This window comes from Cupriavidus sp. 01L45 (assembly GCF_056399885.1).
Genome location: NZ_JBFTSG010000039.1, coordinates 73,936 through 87,780 on the forward strand (window position 1 = coordinate 73,936; position 13,845 = coordinate 87,780).

The window sequence follows — 13,845 nt, forward strand, 5'->3', positions numbered from 1 at the left end:
GCCCGGCTGCATCCAGATTTCTGGCATTGATAGGCAGTATCAGGCGGCGAAAGAGGCCGGGTACGGCACTTCGCGGATCAGGGCAGTGAGTTCTCCTGCGCGCGCGCCAGCGCGCTCGTGCGGTTGCGCACGCCGAGCTTCGCAAAGATGTTGTGAAGGTGCCATTTGACCGTGGCCTCCGACACGAACAGGCTTTGCGCCAGTATCACGGCCGATTTCGAGGCGGCGTAGGAGCCAAACAGCGGCACACCGTTGGTGCCGGCCAGCGACGAGATGTTGACCACCGCACCCTTGCCCGAGGCGGCGAGCGCGCCCAGCGAGTGCTTCATGCCGAGGAACACGCCCATGACGTTGATGCTCATGAGGCGGCCGACCCCTTCCTCGCTCTGGTCGAACAGCGGCTTGACGATCTCGATGCCGGCGTTGTTGACCAGCGTATCGAGCCCGCCGAAGGCGGCCGTGGCCGCCTCCACCGCGCGGACCCAGTCAGCGCTCCTGGTGACGTCGCAGGGCACGAAGCGCGCCTGCGGGCCCAGTTCGTCCGCGGCGCTGGCGGCCCCGGCCTCGTCGATGTCGGCCAGCATTACCCGTGCACCGCGTTCGACGAACAACCGGGCGATGGCAAGGCCGAGCCCCTGCGCCGCACCGGTGATGAGGGCGTTGCGGCCCTGTAGTTCGATCATGTCGTTGTCTCCTGTCCGCCTGTGATCGGCGGTGGAGACATTGCAACAGGCGCGGGCGGATGAGCAGCCCACCTAAAGGATGGTTTTTCGTGCTGCGGCGCACCAGGGCCTGGCGCGCGTAGTTGCGCTTGTACGCGAGCCTGGACGCTCCGTGGCGGCCGCACCAGCCCTGGCTGGCGGCGCGGATCGTGGCCATGGTATGGGTAGCGATGATGCCTCGCTGGACCACTGCGCGAAGGGGAGGGAGTTTGTCGGTATCCGTTGCGGCATCGACCGGTTGATTCCACACCGACTTCGGCCAAGCAAGGGCAGGAGAAGGTCGACGTCCGGCGACCCCAACTGGCTGTCCAGAGGTACAAGTGAGTAAGCGTGTGCGTCCGAAATTCTCTCTCGCTTCGATGCGGTAGGCCTCGGAACATCCAATCCCGTTTTTTACCTATACTTTCCCGCGCTGAACGCTGAATTCAGTAACCGTTTTCCGGTGGAGTAGCCCGCACATTCACGGGTGCACCCTGGATCGGTTTTTTGAGGACGTGTACGTGTTCCCCCCATGTCCAAGAACGCCAGACGCGCCTATCGGGCTGAAATTTTTCCACCCCCAACTAATGGTTCCGAGGGCAGCGACCGAACCCTGCTGTATTTCGGTTGGCTGACCCTGTTCATCTATCTGGCAACGCCGGCCGGTTATCTGATTGACATACAGACGTCGTACATACTCAAGAACCAGTTGCATGCGACGGCGACGCAGATCTCGACATTCCGGCTGGTTACGGGCATACCCGTGTACTTTGCGTTCGCTTTCGGCCTCGCGCGCGACCAATGGGACCCGATGGGATTGCGCGATCGCGGCTTCTTCCTGATTTTCGCTCCGGCGACCGCGGTGGCATTCATCTGGATGGCGTTTTCGGGTTTCTCATACGCGGGACTGGTCATCGGGATGCTGCTGGCGATGCTGTCGTCCCGATTTATCGCCGCAGCCTATCAGGGGCTGGTCGCTCTGGTGGGCCAGGAGAAGCGCATGTCCGGGCGCCTGAGCGCTCTGTTGAATGTGGTCAGTTCCGTCCCGGTCGTTGCGGGAGCGTTTGCTTCCGGGTACTTTTCCGATCATCTTGCCGCGAAAGAAGCCTTCGTCCTGGCTGCGATGTTCACTTTATTGATTGCCGTGATGGGACTCTGGAAGCCCGTTTCCGTCTTCGGCCATACCTACGAGCACCCGCAAGCCAGGGGCGCGGATCTTGTTGGGAATGTCAGGCGGCTGGCGAAGCATAAGGCCGTTTATCCAGCGGTTCTCATCTGCTTTCTGTGGAACTTTGCGCCAGGATCGGCCACTCCGCTGCAGTTCTATCTGACCAATGAGCTGCATGCATCGGATTCCGTTTACTCGTACTACAACGGGATCTTTGCCGCCGCGTTCATCCCGACATTCCTGCTGTATGGCTTTCTGTGCAAGAGCGTATCGCTGAACAAGCTGCTGTGGTGGGGAACGATCGTCGCAGTGCCGCAGATGATTCCGCTGGCATTCATTCACTCTGCGAATCTTGCGCTTGTATTGGCGGCACCGATAGGGCTGATGGGCGGTGTAGCCACGGCAGCATACTTCGATCTCGCGATGCGGTCCTGCCCGCCAGGCTTGCAAGGAACCTTGATGATGCTGGTGGAAGGCGTTCTCGCGCTTTCGGCGCGTGCCGGCGATCTATTGGGCTCATGGATCTACAACAGCAGTTCAACGCACGGATTCACATATTGTGTGATCGCGACGACCGTGGTGTACGCACTGATCCTGCTCTTGATCCCGCTGACGCCGAAAGAACTGATTGCTACCAGGGATGGCGAACCTTCGAGGTGAGGCGTCGGCGGAGTCGACAGAAGTTCATTGCCGTGACCGACCAAAGTCAGGCACCGGGTACGTGATAACATTCGCATGTGAACTAAATGGCATCTTTTATCCGTCAAAGACATGGAGCATCGACTCGTCTATCTATTGAACGTCGGCCAGCGTCGACTGCATAGGTGGTCACAAGCGCGCACGGCCGCGGGTGGCGTGACAGCGGCCCAGGCTGGACTGCTTTTCTTTCTGGGCAGGAACGACGGGGCGCTGATGGGCGAGGCTGCCGCAGCGCTGGATCTGGGCGCACCCGGGATGAGCGGTCTGGCTGACCGGACCGAAAGGGCGGGCCTGATCGAGCGCCGGCCGGACGAGACCGATCGCCGTGCATCGCGCCTATGGCTGACGGAGGCAGGACGCTTGGCTCGCCGGCGTTCGAAGGCTGGCATGAAGGAAACAAATGCCAGGCTGACCGAAGGTTTCACCACGGCCGAAATTGACGTGGTGGCGCGGTGGCTGACCAGCCTGCAGACGAAGTTTCCGGCCGCCGACGAAGGCGAGTTGTAACCTGGGCAGCGGCCGGACAGCGAATCACTCGACTTACTGCAGGGCGACCTTGGTGAAGTCCGGTTTGCGCTTCTCGGCGAAGGCCGAGAATGCTTCCTTGGCTTCGGCACTGGCCAGCCGCTCCTCGAACCTGGCGCTTTCGCTGTTCATCTGCGAAACCAGTTTCTCCGCGTCGCGCATGAGCTTTTTCATTGCACTAAGGGAGCCGGCGGGCCTGGCGGCAATCTTTTCGGCCATCAGGCGCGCGTCCGCCCGCAGCTGGTCATTGGCGCAAACTTTGTTCGCGATGCCCCATGCCACGGCGGTTTGCGCGTCAAGCGGCTCGCCCAGCGCGAACATCTCAAAGGCCCTGACGTGCCCGATACGCAGGGGAAGCAGGTAACTTGAAGCCGCCTCGGGAACAAGGGCAAGGTTCACGAAGGGCGTGATCAGCAGCGCATCCTGCGCGAGCACGACGTAATCGCAATGCAGCAGCATGGTGGTGCCGACGCCGACGGCCTTGCCGTTGACCGCGGCGACAATCGGTACGGTCGAGTTGGCAAGGGCGCGCAGAAAGCGGTGCACGTGGCGTTCGCCGGGGCCATTTCCTGCCGCTATCGCTGCGAATTCGCCCACATCATTGCCCGCCGTAAAAATGTCCCCGTCGCCTTGCAGCAGCAATACCCGGATATTGCGGTCCTGCTGTGCCTGCTCGATAGTGTCGGCGAGCGCGCCGTACATCTCGTTCGTCAATGCATTCTTCTTGTCCGGCCGGGCAAGCGTAATGGTCAGGACGCCGCCGCTAAGGTCAACACGAATTTCCGAGCTCATGGTCTGTCTCCAGATGGGTTGCGTAATGCCGTGCAGGCATTCAATTTAACTTCGCATGCGAAGTATATATGTAATTCGCGTGCGAAGTAAACCGCTGGCCGATCGAGAACCATATCTGCCCCCCCGGAAATGACTTGCCGGGAGCGGGTCTCGACGGCGAGTGCCTGCAGTGGGCAGCCGTGCGAGACGCAGTACGCATTAGAGGAACGGCAAAATGTTCGCCATCGCGCGCGTCACGTAGGCCTCCTTTTCCCCCACTGGCGCCACATAGTGAATCGCGCTACGTGCAGCGTCGACGCCTTCCAGGCGTGCGATGAACCAGGCCGCCAGATACTGCGAGGACAGACATCCGCCGGCGGTCGCGACGTTTCCCTTGGCCACGAATGGCTGATTGAGCACAGCCACACCTGCCTCCTCGACCCACGGCTTGGTGGTCAGGTCCGTGCAGGCCGGAACGTCGTCCAGCAGGCCCAGCTTGGCAAGCATGAGCGTGCCCGAGCACTGCGCGCCCAGCAACTGGCGCGTCGGGTCGAACCTCAGCTGCGACATCAGCGCGGCATCGGCGACGACGTCCCGGGTCCGTATCCCGCTACCCACCAGCACGGCGTCCGCGTCGCATGCGTCCTTCAGCGACGCTTGCGCCTCCATCACCACACCGTTCATCGAGCGCACCTTGTCCGCCGGACTGGCGATCGACACCCGCCAGCCCGGCTGCTTGATCCGGTTGAGGATGCCGAGTGCGATCAGCGAGTCGAGTTCGTTGAAACCTTCAAAGGTCAGGATGGCGATGTGCATGTCGGTCCTCGTGCGAGTGGAAACGCTGTATTGCGCCATCGTAGAACCGATATTCAATACATCCAAATAATTGTCATGGATACGCTCAGGCATGCCTCACTCATCGCGAGTGCCAAATCGAGCGCCCCATCCCACCTGCGGAAGCTGACTCAAACTGTAGCCGCCYCTGGCTAGCCACGCGCATCGCGGTGCAGCGTTTGCAAGCGCGGAGGGGGCGCCGCCGAAGGGCAAACTTGTCCCAGCGGCAATCGACCTTTGCAGATATTGGCAGCAAGGCGGTCGACACATTGCTTGTAGCGCATCCGAGCATCGCAGAGTGTATCCATGACAATTATTTGAATGTACTGGTTGTCGGATTTACGATGGCGCCGTAGCCCAGTTGGCCGGCATCGCCCTGGTGGTGAAGCGAGCATCAGCGCCGAAGATTCGTCTGCCCGTCCAGAAATGGGGCCGTCGAGTGTTGCTGGGGTCAGTCCGAACTCAACCTGATATGAAGGAGCGCAATTGAAATCGTCCGACAACTCTTTCTCGCAAGCACGACGGCTGACCCGCGAGGTGGCCGACATGGCAGAGAAAACGGAGAGATCATGGATGACTTCCTGATTGCCTTCGGCGCGCTCTGGTTTGTGATCTGTTTGTACGCCGGCCTGGCGTATCACATCAGGGGGATTGGGCCAGGCGCGGCACCACAGAGCAAGTCTCTTCCATGGATCCGCAAGGAGACCTTCATGCCTGCAGACACTGCATCCGCCTCTGCGGCTTGCCATCCTCGTGGGCGAAGGAGGAACTCGCGGCAGCGATTGCTACGGTGCGCGACGAGGTCATCGGGGCGAATTCGTTCTTCGCGCAGGTAATGTCGCACGACGTCCGCCATATAACCACGCCATGGGCGGCAGAACGCTCAGGCACGATCAGGTCTTTGTGCATGGGCAAGTCCGGGGGGCGAACGCGCGAACAGATGGAACCATTGAATCGGCTCGTACGTGTACGGGTCAAACGCGATCGTGTGGACTGCCGTACCCATAGCGCTCTTCACGGCGCCGCCGGCTTCCGAGACGACATGGATTTCGCAGGCATGGGCCGGCACCTTGAAGTTGGCCATCTCGAAGAAAGAAGCGGCGGCCATATCGACGGACTGGAAGCCGGGGAACACCACGACTCCGATGCGCTTCATCTTGTCCTAAAAGGAGGGAAATTCGTCATTCAGGCCTCAGGGTGGGCATCTACCATGGAGCTGTCAATCCGCTCGGCATGAGGACTCCAGATGAGCGCTACCGACAGCTCGAAGGGAAACACGATTCAACTGAACGTGGCTGCGCTGACCCGGCTCACCCTGGCGGTCGCTTGGGGCATGGCTGGTTTCGAATGTCAGGAAGGGGGTGTCGAATGAATAGCACTGCACTGGCCTGCACCGCCGTGCTTGGTCTGCTCTTGTTCGCACTTGGACTCGCCATCTCGGTCCTGCGCACTCGTGTCGGCGTGCTGAGCGGATACGCTCCTGAGCCTGATCGGCTGCTGACGAAACTGGTTCGCGCTCACGGCAACACTGCCGAGTACGTCCCGTTCTTCGCGTTGCTTTTTCTGTACCTCGGCTTTCGGAATCCGCCTCACTGGCAGCTCTGGTGCATGGCAGGTGCAACTGCCTGCCGCTTGCTCCTGGTGGTTGGACTACTTGCTTGGCCATCGATGACGAAGCCCAATCCGGCTCGCGCTATCGGAGCCTTGGGAACTTACGCGTTCGGGATAGCCCTCTGTGTTGCATTGCTCAACGGCCGCTAGCTCTCTGGCCGCGTCGCGCGGTCTGATTTCATGCCGGATCCTGGGGTCCTGGTGTGGCCCTTCGTTCGCCAAGCTTCACGTTGCAAGGGCTGACCATCCGCCCGGTTACCGGCATTGCATGTGCGCGTGCCCCGGTGCAATGGAGCGAAGCATTCGTGTTCTGCGCAGAGAGCGAAGCGTGCGGCGCGCATTCGAGCACATTGAATCGACCTGAAGAGGAGAGGTACTGATGTCGAATCGGATCAACACCGGTCGTCGGCGCTTTGTTGGGACGGCGGCCGTCAGCGCAGGTGCGATGGAACTGGTCTTGAGCGGGCTGGCGCACGCACAGTCCAGTCAAGCCAGCGGGCCTGCTGCAGGCGCGAACGCCTCAGCGTCGAGTGCATCGTTCACCGAGATCAGGCAGATCGATGCCGGCGCTCTGAATGTCGGTTATGCCGAAGTCGGCCCGGGTACCGGCCCGGTCGTGATCTTGCTCCATGGCTGGCCATACGACATCCACAGCTTCGTCGACGTCGCGCCTCGGCTCGCGTCGGCGGGCTATCGGGTGGTGGTTCCGTACCTGCGCGGCTACGGGACGACGCGGTTTCTTTCCAGCGACGCGGTCCGCAATGGCCAGCAGGCGGTGCTCGCCGTCGACGTCATCGCGCTGATGGATGCGCTGAAGATCGAGAGGGCGATCATCGGCGGTTTCGACTGGGGTGCACGCACGGCCAACGTCGTCGCGGCGCTGTGGCCGGAGCGCTGCAAGGCGCTGGTATCGGTGAGCGGCTATTTGATCGGCAGCCAGCAAGCCAACAAGGCGCCCTTGCCGCCGCAGGCGGAGCTCACGTGGTGGTACCAGTTCTACTTCGCGACGGAGCGTGGCAGGCGCGGCTATGAAGCCAACCGGCACGACTTCACGAAGCTCATCTGGCAACTCGCATCGCCGAAATGGCATTTCGACGATGCGACGTTCGAGCGATCCGCAAAAGCCTTCCAGAACCCGGATCACGTGGCAATCGTGATCTACAACTACCGCTGGCGATTGGGTCTTGCGGACGGGGAGCCGCAGTACGACGCGCTCGAAAAGCGTCTCGCAGCCGCGCCGGTCATCACCGTGCCGACCATCACTCTCGAAGGCGACGCCAATGGTGCGTCTCATCCCGAGCCTGCAGCGTACGCGAAGAAATTTTCCGGCAAATACACGCACCGGACCATGGGAGGCGGAATCGGCCACAATCTGCCGCAGGAAGCGCCCAAGGCCTTTGCGGACGCGGTGATCGAGGTTGCCGGCTACTAAGTGCCAACGTGTCGCGTGGGCTGCCTGCGATGCTAACGGCTCACTCCACACATTTGAGGAAAAGCCCATCATGAACCGTTTGTTGAAGAGATGTCTCGCATCGGCGATGTTGCTCGCCAGCGTGTTTCCGCTGAATGCGGCCCATGCCGCCCAGCCGCAGGATCTGAAAGGAACGAACGTCGTGCTTGTGCACGGCGCTTTCGCCGACGGTTCCAGCTGGAATCGGGTGATCCCGCTGCTCGAAGCGCACGGTCTTCACGTGGTTTCGGTTCAGAACCCGCTCAGCTCGCTTGCGGATGATACGGCGGCGACCAGGCGTGCGATAGAACTGCAAACCGGTCCGGTTGTGCTCGTAGGCCATTCGTGGGGCGGTTTCGTGATCACCCAGGCCGGCAACGACGATAAAGTCAAGGCACTCGTGTACGTGGCCGCTCTCGTTCCGGATAGCGGCGTATCGGTCAACGACATGATGAAAGGCAAGCCGGCGCCGGCCTGGGCAGGGAAATTGAGGAAAGACTCCGCAAACTTCCTGACGTTGTCCACCGACGCCGTGGTGAATGATTTCGCCCAGGATCTGACGCCGGCACAAGCACGCACCCTCGCAGCGACGCAAGGACCGTGGTTCGCGGGCTCTCTGGACGACAAGGTGAGCATCGCCGCGTGGCACACGAAGCCGTCGTGGTTCGTGGTCGCCAACCAGGATCGCATGATCGATCCGCGAGCCGAGGAAGCAATGGCAAAGCAGATCGGCGCAACAACGATACACGTCGATTCAAGTCACGTCGCAATGTTGAGTCATCCGAAGGCGGTTGCCGCCGCGATCATCGCAGCGGCCAGCAAAGTCCAGTAGCTGGCGCACCAGCCTGAATTCAGTCGGACATCAGGCTGGCCTGCGAGCAATCATTTCCGCCACCTCGTCACACCACGCGATATAGGCCTGTTCAGCCAGCACGCCGCGGCGCGTCACCAACAGCGGTCCAAGCTGATCCTCGCTCAGCTCGGCCTGCCTTGCGAGAAAAAATTCAAGCTGGACCTGGTGGTCTGCACGCACCTCACGGATCTGCTGCAACGCTGCCTCGCGCGACAGCAAATCGAAGCACAACACCCGCAGTATCTKTTCGTCCTTGATGGCCGGGCGCGGTGAACCTTTCGCCACCCAAGACCTCAGCTTCTCGCGTCCGGCAACAGTCATGCTGTAGATCGAGCGTTCCGGCCCGCGCGTTCCCGGCAAGCGCTCCGATGTGATGAGTCCATCCGTCTCCAGTTCTCGCAAAGCCGGGTACACCGAGCTGTGCTCGACCGACCAGCAATGCTGGCCCGCCATCTGCAGCCATTTGGTCAGTTCATAGCCGGAACGCGGCTGGCAATGTATCCCGGCAAGAAGAACATGCTTCAGCGGCTTTTCCTTGCTTGCCCTGGCTTCCTTCAGATCACTCACTCGCATTGCTCCTTGATTGCGTCAGCGCGCACGCGGAATGACTATGTTTTTTTTGACATAGTCAAAAAACCGTGCCACTATGTATTTTTCTACATACTGAATCTTACCCTATTCCCAGGGCAGCGACTGCGCCAGGCGTGGCGGCGTTGACCGGGTGCGGCCAGTCCGCCGTGTCGCCGCCTCTGAGCGCCAAGGTTGCCTGGACGAGGCGGCGCCGGCCGGTGCCGACAACATCAGCTACACCGGTTTCATTTTGATCATTGATACAAGGAAGAGACTCATGTCCCAAGAAACCATCCTCGTCACCGGCGCCGCCGGCAGCGTCGGCTCGACCGCGCGCGCGGCCATCGCCATCCTGCTGGAGCAAGGCCATCGCGTACGCGCCATGGTGCGCAATCTGGACAAGCGCGCCGACATGCTGGGCGACCTGGGCGCCGAAGTCGTGGTCGCCGACATGCTCGACATCGTTGCCGTGCGCGCGGCCATGCAAGGCTGCTCAGTGGTCTATTTCACGATGTCGGTTTCGCCCGACTACCTGGAAGCAGCCGCCAACGTCGCGGTCACAGCCAAGAGCCTGGGTGTGAAGGCCTTCGTCAATCTGTCGCAGATGACGCTGTCGCAGATGAGCGAGACAGAGACCACCGGCAGCCCGCAACAGAAGCAGCACTGGCTCGCAGAGCAGATGCTGCGTTGGTCCGGCCTGCCGGTGGTCTACCTGCGTCCAACTGCTTTCTTCGAAGGCTTGTTCCTGCCGGCGGCCAAGGGCATCCGCGACGACAACGCCATCCGCCTGCCGTTCGCCGACGGCAAGACCTCGCCGATCGCCGCCGCCGATGTGGGGGCTGTCGCCGCAGCTGTGCTGGCCAACCCGGAGCCGCATATCGGCAAGCTCTACGAACTGACCGGCCCCCAGTCGCTGACGATGGCGGAGCTCGCACAGGAGTTCAGCGGCGCTCTGGGCCGCACCATCCAATACGTCAACGTGCCACCGCAGATCTGGGAGGCCAAGCTCCAGGAGATCCAGCAGCCGGCGCATCTGACCGCACACCTGGTCGTCATGGCCCAGCTACATCGCGATAACCGCTACGACCGCATGACCGGCACCTTCGAGCAGTTGGTCGGCCGTGCGCCGATTTCCGCCGCCGAATTCGCTAGCCGCCACGCGGCCGCGTTCACGCCTGCCTGATCCTCGCTATCAAAAAGGAAACAACGATGGAATTCGTTCTCGCTTTTCAACAGCCACCGAACAGCTATGAAATCCACGCCGATCCGCTCAAAGGGCAGCAAGTCTCGCTAGCGTGGAAACAGTATATGGGCGCCATGGCGGCCGCCGGCGTCATGCGGGCCGGCACGCAACTCGATCCGCGCAACGCCAGCACCGTGCGGGTGCGGGACGGCCAGCGCGAAGTCCAGGATGGCCCATCCCCGGAAGGGCGCGCGCTATTTGGCGGCTTTGTGGTGATCAATGTCGAGACGCTGGAAGAGGCTTTGAACTGGGCTGAGCGCAGCCCCAGCTCATCAGCCGGATTTACGGAAGTCATCCCGGTCCTGCCGATCATCCGCGCGTAGGTCCGCGTAAGCGCTTGCAGATGGCACTGTCATCGCCGTTGCCTCGCTCTTCCCGCAACTGTGGCCAGCCCGTTCAACTGGCTGCGCATGCCCGAGGACGTCGACCGGCGCTTGCAAGTATTCGTGCAGCTGCTGGCCAACTGCCCATGAAACCTGCGTTTTGCATGTTTCCTACTCAACTAAGGGATTTCAGATGATCCGCACACACATGCTAAGGCGGGCGATTACAGCCGCCGCTTTCGCCGTTGCCGCCAACCTTGTCCTGGCTACGGTCAATGACCACGCGGGAGGGCCAGCTGTCGGCACAGTTCAGCCGAACGGCAATGCCTGCAGCGAACTTGCGGGCGACCCGCTGGACAACGCGCGCGAAGCCGACGGAACACTCTACGGATATCGCGTCTGAGGGCGCGTTTGGAGACTGGTCAGCCGCTGGGTTTCAGCGAACGGCGGAGCCGACCTGTTTTGTCTCGAGCGGCCGAACGGCAATCCACCATTGCAGAATCAGGTCCCCGGCAGCTATCTTGTCAGTGGTGAGGGCGGTTGGCGATATTGCCTGTCGGCAGTTCGGACCGCGGCCCTGCGAGCTGCCACACTGCCGGGAGATGCGCACCATGCACCTGGGAAAATCGTACACCGTATCCGAGTTCACGTTCTGGTCGAGACGGCAACTCTATGCCTCGCTAGCATGCGGTTCGCTGCCCGTTCTCCTTTATCAGTTCTTCGGGCTGAAATGGCTGTCGATTCCGGTCTCGGTTGTGCTGCTGCTGGGCACGGCCACGTCATTCATCGTGGGTTTCAGGAACGTGCAGACCTACAGCAGAGCCTTGGAGGCGCAGCAAATCTGGACTGAGATACTGAATGGCAGCCGATGTCTGGGTGTGATGGGCCGGGACTTTCTGGCGGGGCAGGCAGCCGGGCGGGAACTGATTCTCCGGCATTGCGCGTGGTTGACGGCGCTTCGCTATCAGCTGAGAACCCCAAGGATCTGGGAAAATGCGGGCAAGGTATCGAACGTGGAGTATCGAAAGTACTACCGGGTTCCAGAGTGGGAGACTCCATTGGAACAGGCGCTTGCGCGGTATCTGCCGCAGGCCGAACTCGACTCGCTTCAGCATGCCGAAAGCAAGACAACCCGGTTGCTGGGAACACAGTCGGCGACGATCAAGCGGTTCCTTGATGCCGGCGAGATCGGCAATGCCTTCTATTTGGAGTTGGGAGGATCCATCAAGGGCTTCTTCGCGCAGCAAGGACGGGCGGAGCGTATCAAGGACTATCCGTATCCCAGGCAATATGCGGTCATCAATAAGCTCTTTGTCCGTACTTTTTGTCTGCTGCTGCCTTTTGGCATTCTTACGGAATTCGAAAAGATCAATGCCAGCGTTTCAGGCTTCATGCATGGCAACATGATCTGGCTGGTCATTCCATTCAGCACTATGATCTCGTGGATGTACCTCGCGCTGGAGCAGGTTGGCGAAAGCACGGAGAACCCGTTCGAAGGAAACGCCAATGACGTGCCCATGGCACAGATCTGCCGGAAGATTGAACGCGAACTCATGGATATGCTTGGCGAGAAGAGCGATGTTCCCGAGCCAGCGGCAGAGCACGGTATTGTCCTCTAGCAGGCTGCTGAAGTACTTACCGTGAGATTGGCGCATCTTCTGCCAGTGCGGCTGATGGACTCTGTTTCTTTACAATCCGGAGGCCGCGCGCCACTTCATCAAGTTTTTCGGCCGTTGGGCGCCGTTTCACGCTCGCCGGGCGTTCGACTCATCAACCGGACATCGCGCCAGTTCGCCATGACCGAGGTGGGCCAAGAGTTTTACCAGCACGCGATGGCGCTGCTACGCAGCGCGGAGGTTGCCGAAGAAGTCAGAATTTGGGCGTCAGCACTTTCCGAAGGCGCGCCTGGCCGTGGTGACGCCTTCGCATCAGAGCCCGACCGGCGTCGCACTGACACTGCAACGGCGCGTCGAACTGCTCGACCGGGCCGGTGAGCAGGGGGCGTGGATCATCGAGGATTCGCTGACCGCGTGGCGGCACGGTGCGCCCGGGCGGCGTGGCTTGATGATGGGCTTTACCAATCTCCGCAGCCAGTCCGAGGCCGATCGCCTGGTTGCGGAGCTGATGCGCGCGCTGAAAGCGTAGACGATCGTCAACGGATGCTTGACAAATAGACAACCAGTCGTCTATTGTTCCTTCCATCCCCTCATTGACCATTTCGACATGCCAAGACCCGCCAACCCCGAGATCCGTAACCGCCTGCTCATCGACGGCGGCCGTGTTATTCACAGGTCCGGCTTCAACGGATCTGGCGTGCAGGACATCGTAGCTGCCGCAGTGGTTCCCAAGGGATCCTTCTACAGCTACTTCGACAGCAAGGAGGCCTTTGCCGCCGAAGTGCTCGAAGCCTATTGGGATTCCATTGAACAATGCCACGGCAAAGTGATGTACGACGCGCGCATTACGCCGTTGGCCAGGATCGAAAAGCTGTTCGAGTTGCTGGTAGGGGACCACGCGGCAGAAGAATTCACGCTGGGGTGCCTTGTGGGCAACCTTTCCCTCGAATTGTCCAATACCAGCGGTGAAGTTCGAGTTGCTCTGGAGCGCATTCTGGCGCGCTGGGAAGGCCTCATCACAGCCTGCCTTGATGAGGCCAGGCTGCGCCAGGAACTGCCGGCGGACTGTGATTCCGCGCAGCTCGYGTCCATCATCATCGAAGCCTGGGAGGGGGCGGTCCTGCGCAGCAAGGTCGAGCGCAATGGCGACGCCTGCCGACGATTTCAGCAAGTCACGCTGAAGCGGTTGTTGTACTGAAATTTTTTTGCATTTTTAAATAGACGACTGGTCATATATAACGCAGCGGCGCGCTCACGCGCTAAGAAAGGAGTCTTACCATGTCTTCAATTCGCAGCCTCAACAAAGGTGTATCGCGACGCAACCTGCTGCTCGGCAGCGCGGCCGCCGCCAGCGCGCTGGCGGCTTCCAGCTTGCCCGGACCTGCTGCGGCGGCACCGTCGGCAATGGGATCGAGTCCCTCAACGGCACGCGGCAAGGCCTCAGGCAGCTACATCACGGCAAAGGACGGCACCCAGCTCTA

The 13,845-nt window shown here is 60.9% G+C and carries 17 protein-coding genes and 2 pseudogenes; 14 read left to right on the top strand and 5 right to left on the bottom strand.

What is annotated here, in order from left to right; all coding sequences use genetic code 11:
- Nucleotides 1-77: 77 nt before the first annotated feature.
- The gene (locus AC1DT6_RS25385) at nt 78-683 is read right to left on the bottom strand and encodes an SDR family NAD(P)-dependent oxidoreductase (protein ID WP_441631961.1); all 606 of its coding nucleotides are present in this window, start codon (nt 681-683) and stop codon (nt 78-80) included.
- A 550-nt stretch (nt 684-1,233) separates the two neighbouring features.
- Between AC1DT6_RS25385 and AC1DT6_RS25390 the strand changes: the two genes are divergently transcribed.
- Nucleotides 1,234-2,529 carry an MFS transporter gene (locus AC1DT6_RS25390; protein WP_441631959.1) on the top strand — a complete coding sequence of 432 codons (1,296 nt, stop codon included), beginning with the start codon at nt 1,234-1,236 and terminating at the stop codon, nt 2,527-2,529.
- Nucleotides 2,530-2,640: 111 nt separating this feature from the next.
- Complete coding sequence (locus AC1DT6_RS25395) at nt 2,641-3,075, top strand: MarR family winged helix-turn-helix transcriptional regulator (protein ID WP_441631957.1); 435 nt, start codon at nt 2,641-2,643, stop codon at nt 3,073-3,075.
- Nucleotides 3,076-3,108: 33 nt separating this feature from the next.
- Here AC1DT6_RS25395 and AC1DT6_RS25400 read toward each other — a convergent pair whose 3' ends face one another.
- From AC1DT6_RS25400 to AC1DT6_RS25410, 3 genes are all read right to left on the bottom strand, one after another.
- Nucleotides 3,109-3,885: an enoyl-CoA hydratase gene (locus AC1DT6_RS25400; protein ID WP_441631955.1), complete on the bottom strand. Its 777-nt coding sequence runs from the start codon at nt 3,883-3,885 to the stop codon at nt 3,109-3,111.
- A gap of 198 nt (nt 3,886-4,083) precedes the next feature.
- A complete protein-coding gene (locus AC1DT6_RS25405) occupies nt 4,084-4,680 on the bottom strand; it encodes a DJ-1/PfpI family protein (protein WP_441632000.1) in 597 nt (198 codons plus the stop codon).
- A gap of 901 nt (nt 4,681-5,581) precedes the next feature.
- Nucleotides 5,582-5,854 (bottom strand): type 1 glutamine amidotransferase family protein, encoded by a 273-nt coding sequence (locus tag AC1DT6_RS25410; protein WP_441631953.1) that lies wholly within the window; start codon nt 5,852-5,854, stop codon nt 5,582-5,584.
- A 90-nt stretch (nt 5,855-5,944) separates the two neighbouring features.
- On the opposite strand from AC1DT6_RS25410, the gene AC1DT6_RS25415 reads away from it, so the two are divergent.
- From AC1DT6_RS25415 to AC1DT6_RS25430, 4 genes are all read left to right on the top strand, one after another.
- The gene (locus AC1DT6_RS25415; protein WP_441631951.1) at nt 5,945-6,070 is read left to right on the top strand and encodes a hypothetical protein; all 126 of its coding nucleotides are present in this window, start codon (nt 5,945-5,947) and stop codon (nt 6,068-6,070) included.
- Nucleotides 6,067-6,459 (top strand): MAPEG family protein, encoded by a 393-nt coding sequence (locus AC1DT6_RS25420; RefSeq protein WP_441631949.1) that lies wholly within the window; start codon nt 6,067-6,069, stop codon nt 6,457-6,459. Before AC1DT6_RS25415 ends, AC1DT6_RS25420 begins: the two co-directional genes overlap by 4 nt.
- A gap of 229 nt (nt 6,460-6,688) precedes the next feature.
- Nucleotides 6,689-7,741 (top strand): alpha/beta fold hydrolase, encoded by a 1,053-nt coding sequence (locus AC1DT6_RS25425; RefSeq protein WP_441631947.1) that lies wholly within the window; start codon nt 6,689-6,691, stop codon nt 7,739-7,741.
- 70 nt (nt 7,742-7,811) lie between these two features.
- Nucleotides 7,812-8,591, top strand: a complete 780-nt coding sequence (locus tag AC1DT6_RS25430; protein WP_441631945.1) for an alpha/beta fold hydrolase — start codon at nt 7,812-7,814, stop codon at nt 8,589-8,591.
- A gap of 30 nt (nt 8,592-8,621) precedes the next feature.
- On the opposite strand, the gene AC1DT6_RS25435 is transcribed toward AC1DT6_RS25430, so the two are convergent.
- Nucleotides 8,622-9,185 carry a PadR family transcriptional regulator gene (locus AC1DT6_RS25435; protein ID WP_477114989.1) on the bottom strand — a complete coding sequence of 188 codons (564 nt, stop codon included), beginning with the start codon at nt 9,183-9,185 and terminating at the stop codon, nt 8,622-8,624.
- A 274-nt stretch (nt 9,186-9,459) separates the two neighbouring features.
- Here AC1DT6_RS25435 and AC1DT6_RS25440 point away from each other — a divergent pair, with 274 nt between their 5' ends.
- From AC1DT6_RS25440 to AC1DT6_RS25475, 8 genes and pseudogenes are all read left to right on the top strand, one after another.
- Nucleotides 9,460-10,365 carry an NmrA family NAD(P)-binding protein gene (locus tag AC1DT6_RS25440; RefSeq protein ID WP_441631941.1) on the top strand — a complete coding sequence of 302 codons (906 nt, stop codon included), beginning with the start codon at nt 9,460-9,462 and terminating at the stop codon, nt 10,363-10,365.
- 26 nt (nt 10,366-10,391) lie between these two features.
- On the top strand, nt 10,392-10,748 hold the full coding sequence (locus AC1DT6_RS25445; protein WP_441631939.1) for a YciI family protein: 357 nt from the start codon (nt 10,392-10,394) through the stop codon (nt 10,746-10,748).
- 193 nt (nt 10,749-10,941) lie between these two features.
- The gene (locus AC1DT6_RS25450; RefSeq protein ID WP_441631937.1) at nt 10,942-11,151 is read left to right on the top strand and encodes a hypothetical protein; all 210 of its coding nucleotides are present in this window, start codon (nt 10,942-10,944) and stop codon (nt 11,149-11,151) included.
- Between the two features lie 208 nt (nt 11,152-11,359).
- On the top strand, nt 11,360-12,367 hold the full coding sequence (locus AC1DT6_RS25455; protein WP_441631935.1) for a bestrophin family protein: 1,008 nt from the start codon (nt 11,360-11,362) through the stop codon (nt 12,365-12,367).
- 132 nt (nt 12,368-12,499) lie between these two features.
- Nucleotides 12,500-12,616 (top strand): annotated as a pseudogene (locus AC1DT6_RS25460) (LysR substrate-binding domain-containing protein); the annotation flags it as partial.
- Complete coding sequence (locus tag AC1DT6_RS25465) at nt 12,606-12,893, top strand: hypothetical protein (RefSeq protein WP_441631933.1); 288 nt, start codon at nt 12,606-12,608, stop codon at nt 12,891-12,893. The pseudogene AC1DT6_RS25460 and the gene AC1DT6_RS25465, both read left to right, overlap by 11 nt.
- A 78-nt stretch (nt 12,894-12,971) precedes the next feature.
- Nucleotides 12,972-13,562: a TetR/AcrR family transcriptional regulator gene (locus tag AC1DT6_RS25470; RefSeq protein ID WP_477114990.1), complete on the top strand. Its 591-nt coding sequence runs from the start codon at nt 12,972-12,974 to the stop codon at nt 13,560-13,562.
- 80 nt (nt 13,563-13,642) lie between these two features.
- Nucleotides 13,643-13,845 (top strand): annotated as a pseudogene (locus tag AC1DT6_RS25475) (alpha/beta fold hydrolase); the annotation flags it as partial.

What these genes read in the sequence shown, in the direction of transcription:
- AC1DT6_RS25440 (WP_441631941.1), top strand. Translation starts at nt 9,460, where the DNA reads ATGTCCCAAGAAACCATCCTCGTCACCGGCGCCGCCGGCAGCGTCGGC.
- AC1DT6_RS25390 (WP_441631959.1), top strand. Translation starts at nt 1,234, where the DNA reads ATGTCCAAGAACGCCAGACGCGCCTATCGGGCTGAAATTTTTCCACCC.
- AC1DT6_RS25430 (WP_441631945.1), top strand. Translation starts at nt 7,812, where the DNA reads ATGAACCGTTTGTTGAAGAGATGTCTCGCATCGGCGATGTTGCTCGCC.
- AC1DT6_RS25395 (WP_441631957.1), top strand. Translation starts at nt 2,641, where the DNA reads ATGGAGCATCGACTCGTCTATCTATTGAACGTCGGCCAGCGTCGACTG.
- AC1DT6_RS25400 (WP_441631955.1), bottom strand. Translation starts at nt 3,885, where the DNA reads ATGAGCTCGGAAATTCGTGTTGACCTTAGCGGCGGCGTCCTGACCATT.
- AC1DT6_RS25445 (WP_441631939.1), top strand. Translation starts at nt 10,392, where the DNA reads ATGGAATTCGTTCTCGCTTTTCAACAGCCACCGAACAGCTATGAAATC.
- AC1DT6_RS25425 (WP_441631947.1), top strand. Translation starts at nt 6,689, where the DNA reads ATGTCGAATCGGATCAACACCGGTCGTCGGCGCTTTGTTGGGACGGCG.
- AC1DT6_RS25385 (WP_441631961.1), bottom strand. Translation starts at nt 683, where the DNA reads ATGATCGAACTACAGGGCCGCAACGCCCTCATCACCGGTGCGGCGCAG.
- AC1DT6_RS25415 (WP_441631951.1), top strand. Translation starts at nt 5,945, where the DNA reads ATGAGCGCTACCGACAGCTCGAAGGGAAACACGATTCAACTGAACGTG.
- AC1DT6_RS25410 (WP_441631953.1), bottom strand. Translation starts at nt 5,854, where the DNA reads ATGAAGCGCATCGGAGTCGTGGTGTTCCCCGGCTTCCAGTCCGTCGAT.
- AC1DT6_RS25405 (WP_441632000.1), bottom strand. Translation starts at nt 4,680, where the DNA reads ATGCACATCGCCATCCTGACCTTTGAAGGTTTCAACGAACTCGACTCG.
- AC1DT6_RS25420 (WP_441631949.1), top strand. Translation starts at nt 6,067, where the DNA reads ATGAATAGCACTGCACTGGCCTGCACCGCCGTGCTTGGTCTGCTCTTG.
- AC1DT6_RS25455 (WP_441631935.1), top strand. Translation starts at nt 11,360, where the DNA reads ATGCACCTGGGAAAATCGTACACCGTATCCGAGTTCACGTTCTGGTCG.
- AC1DT6_RS25450 (WP_441631937.1), top strand. Translation starts at nt 10,942, where the DNA reads ATGATCCGCACACACATGCTAAGGCGGGCGATTACAGCCGCCGCTTTC.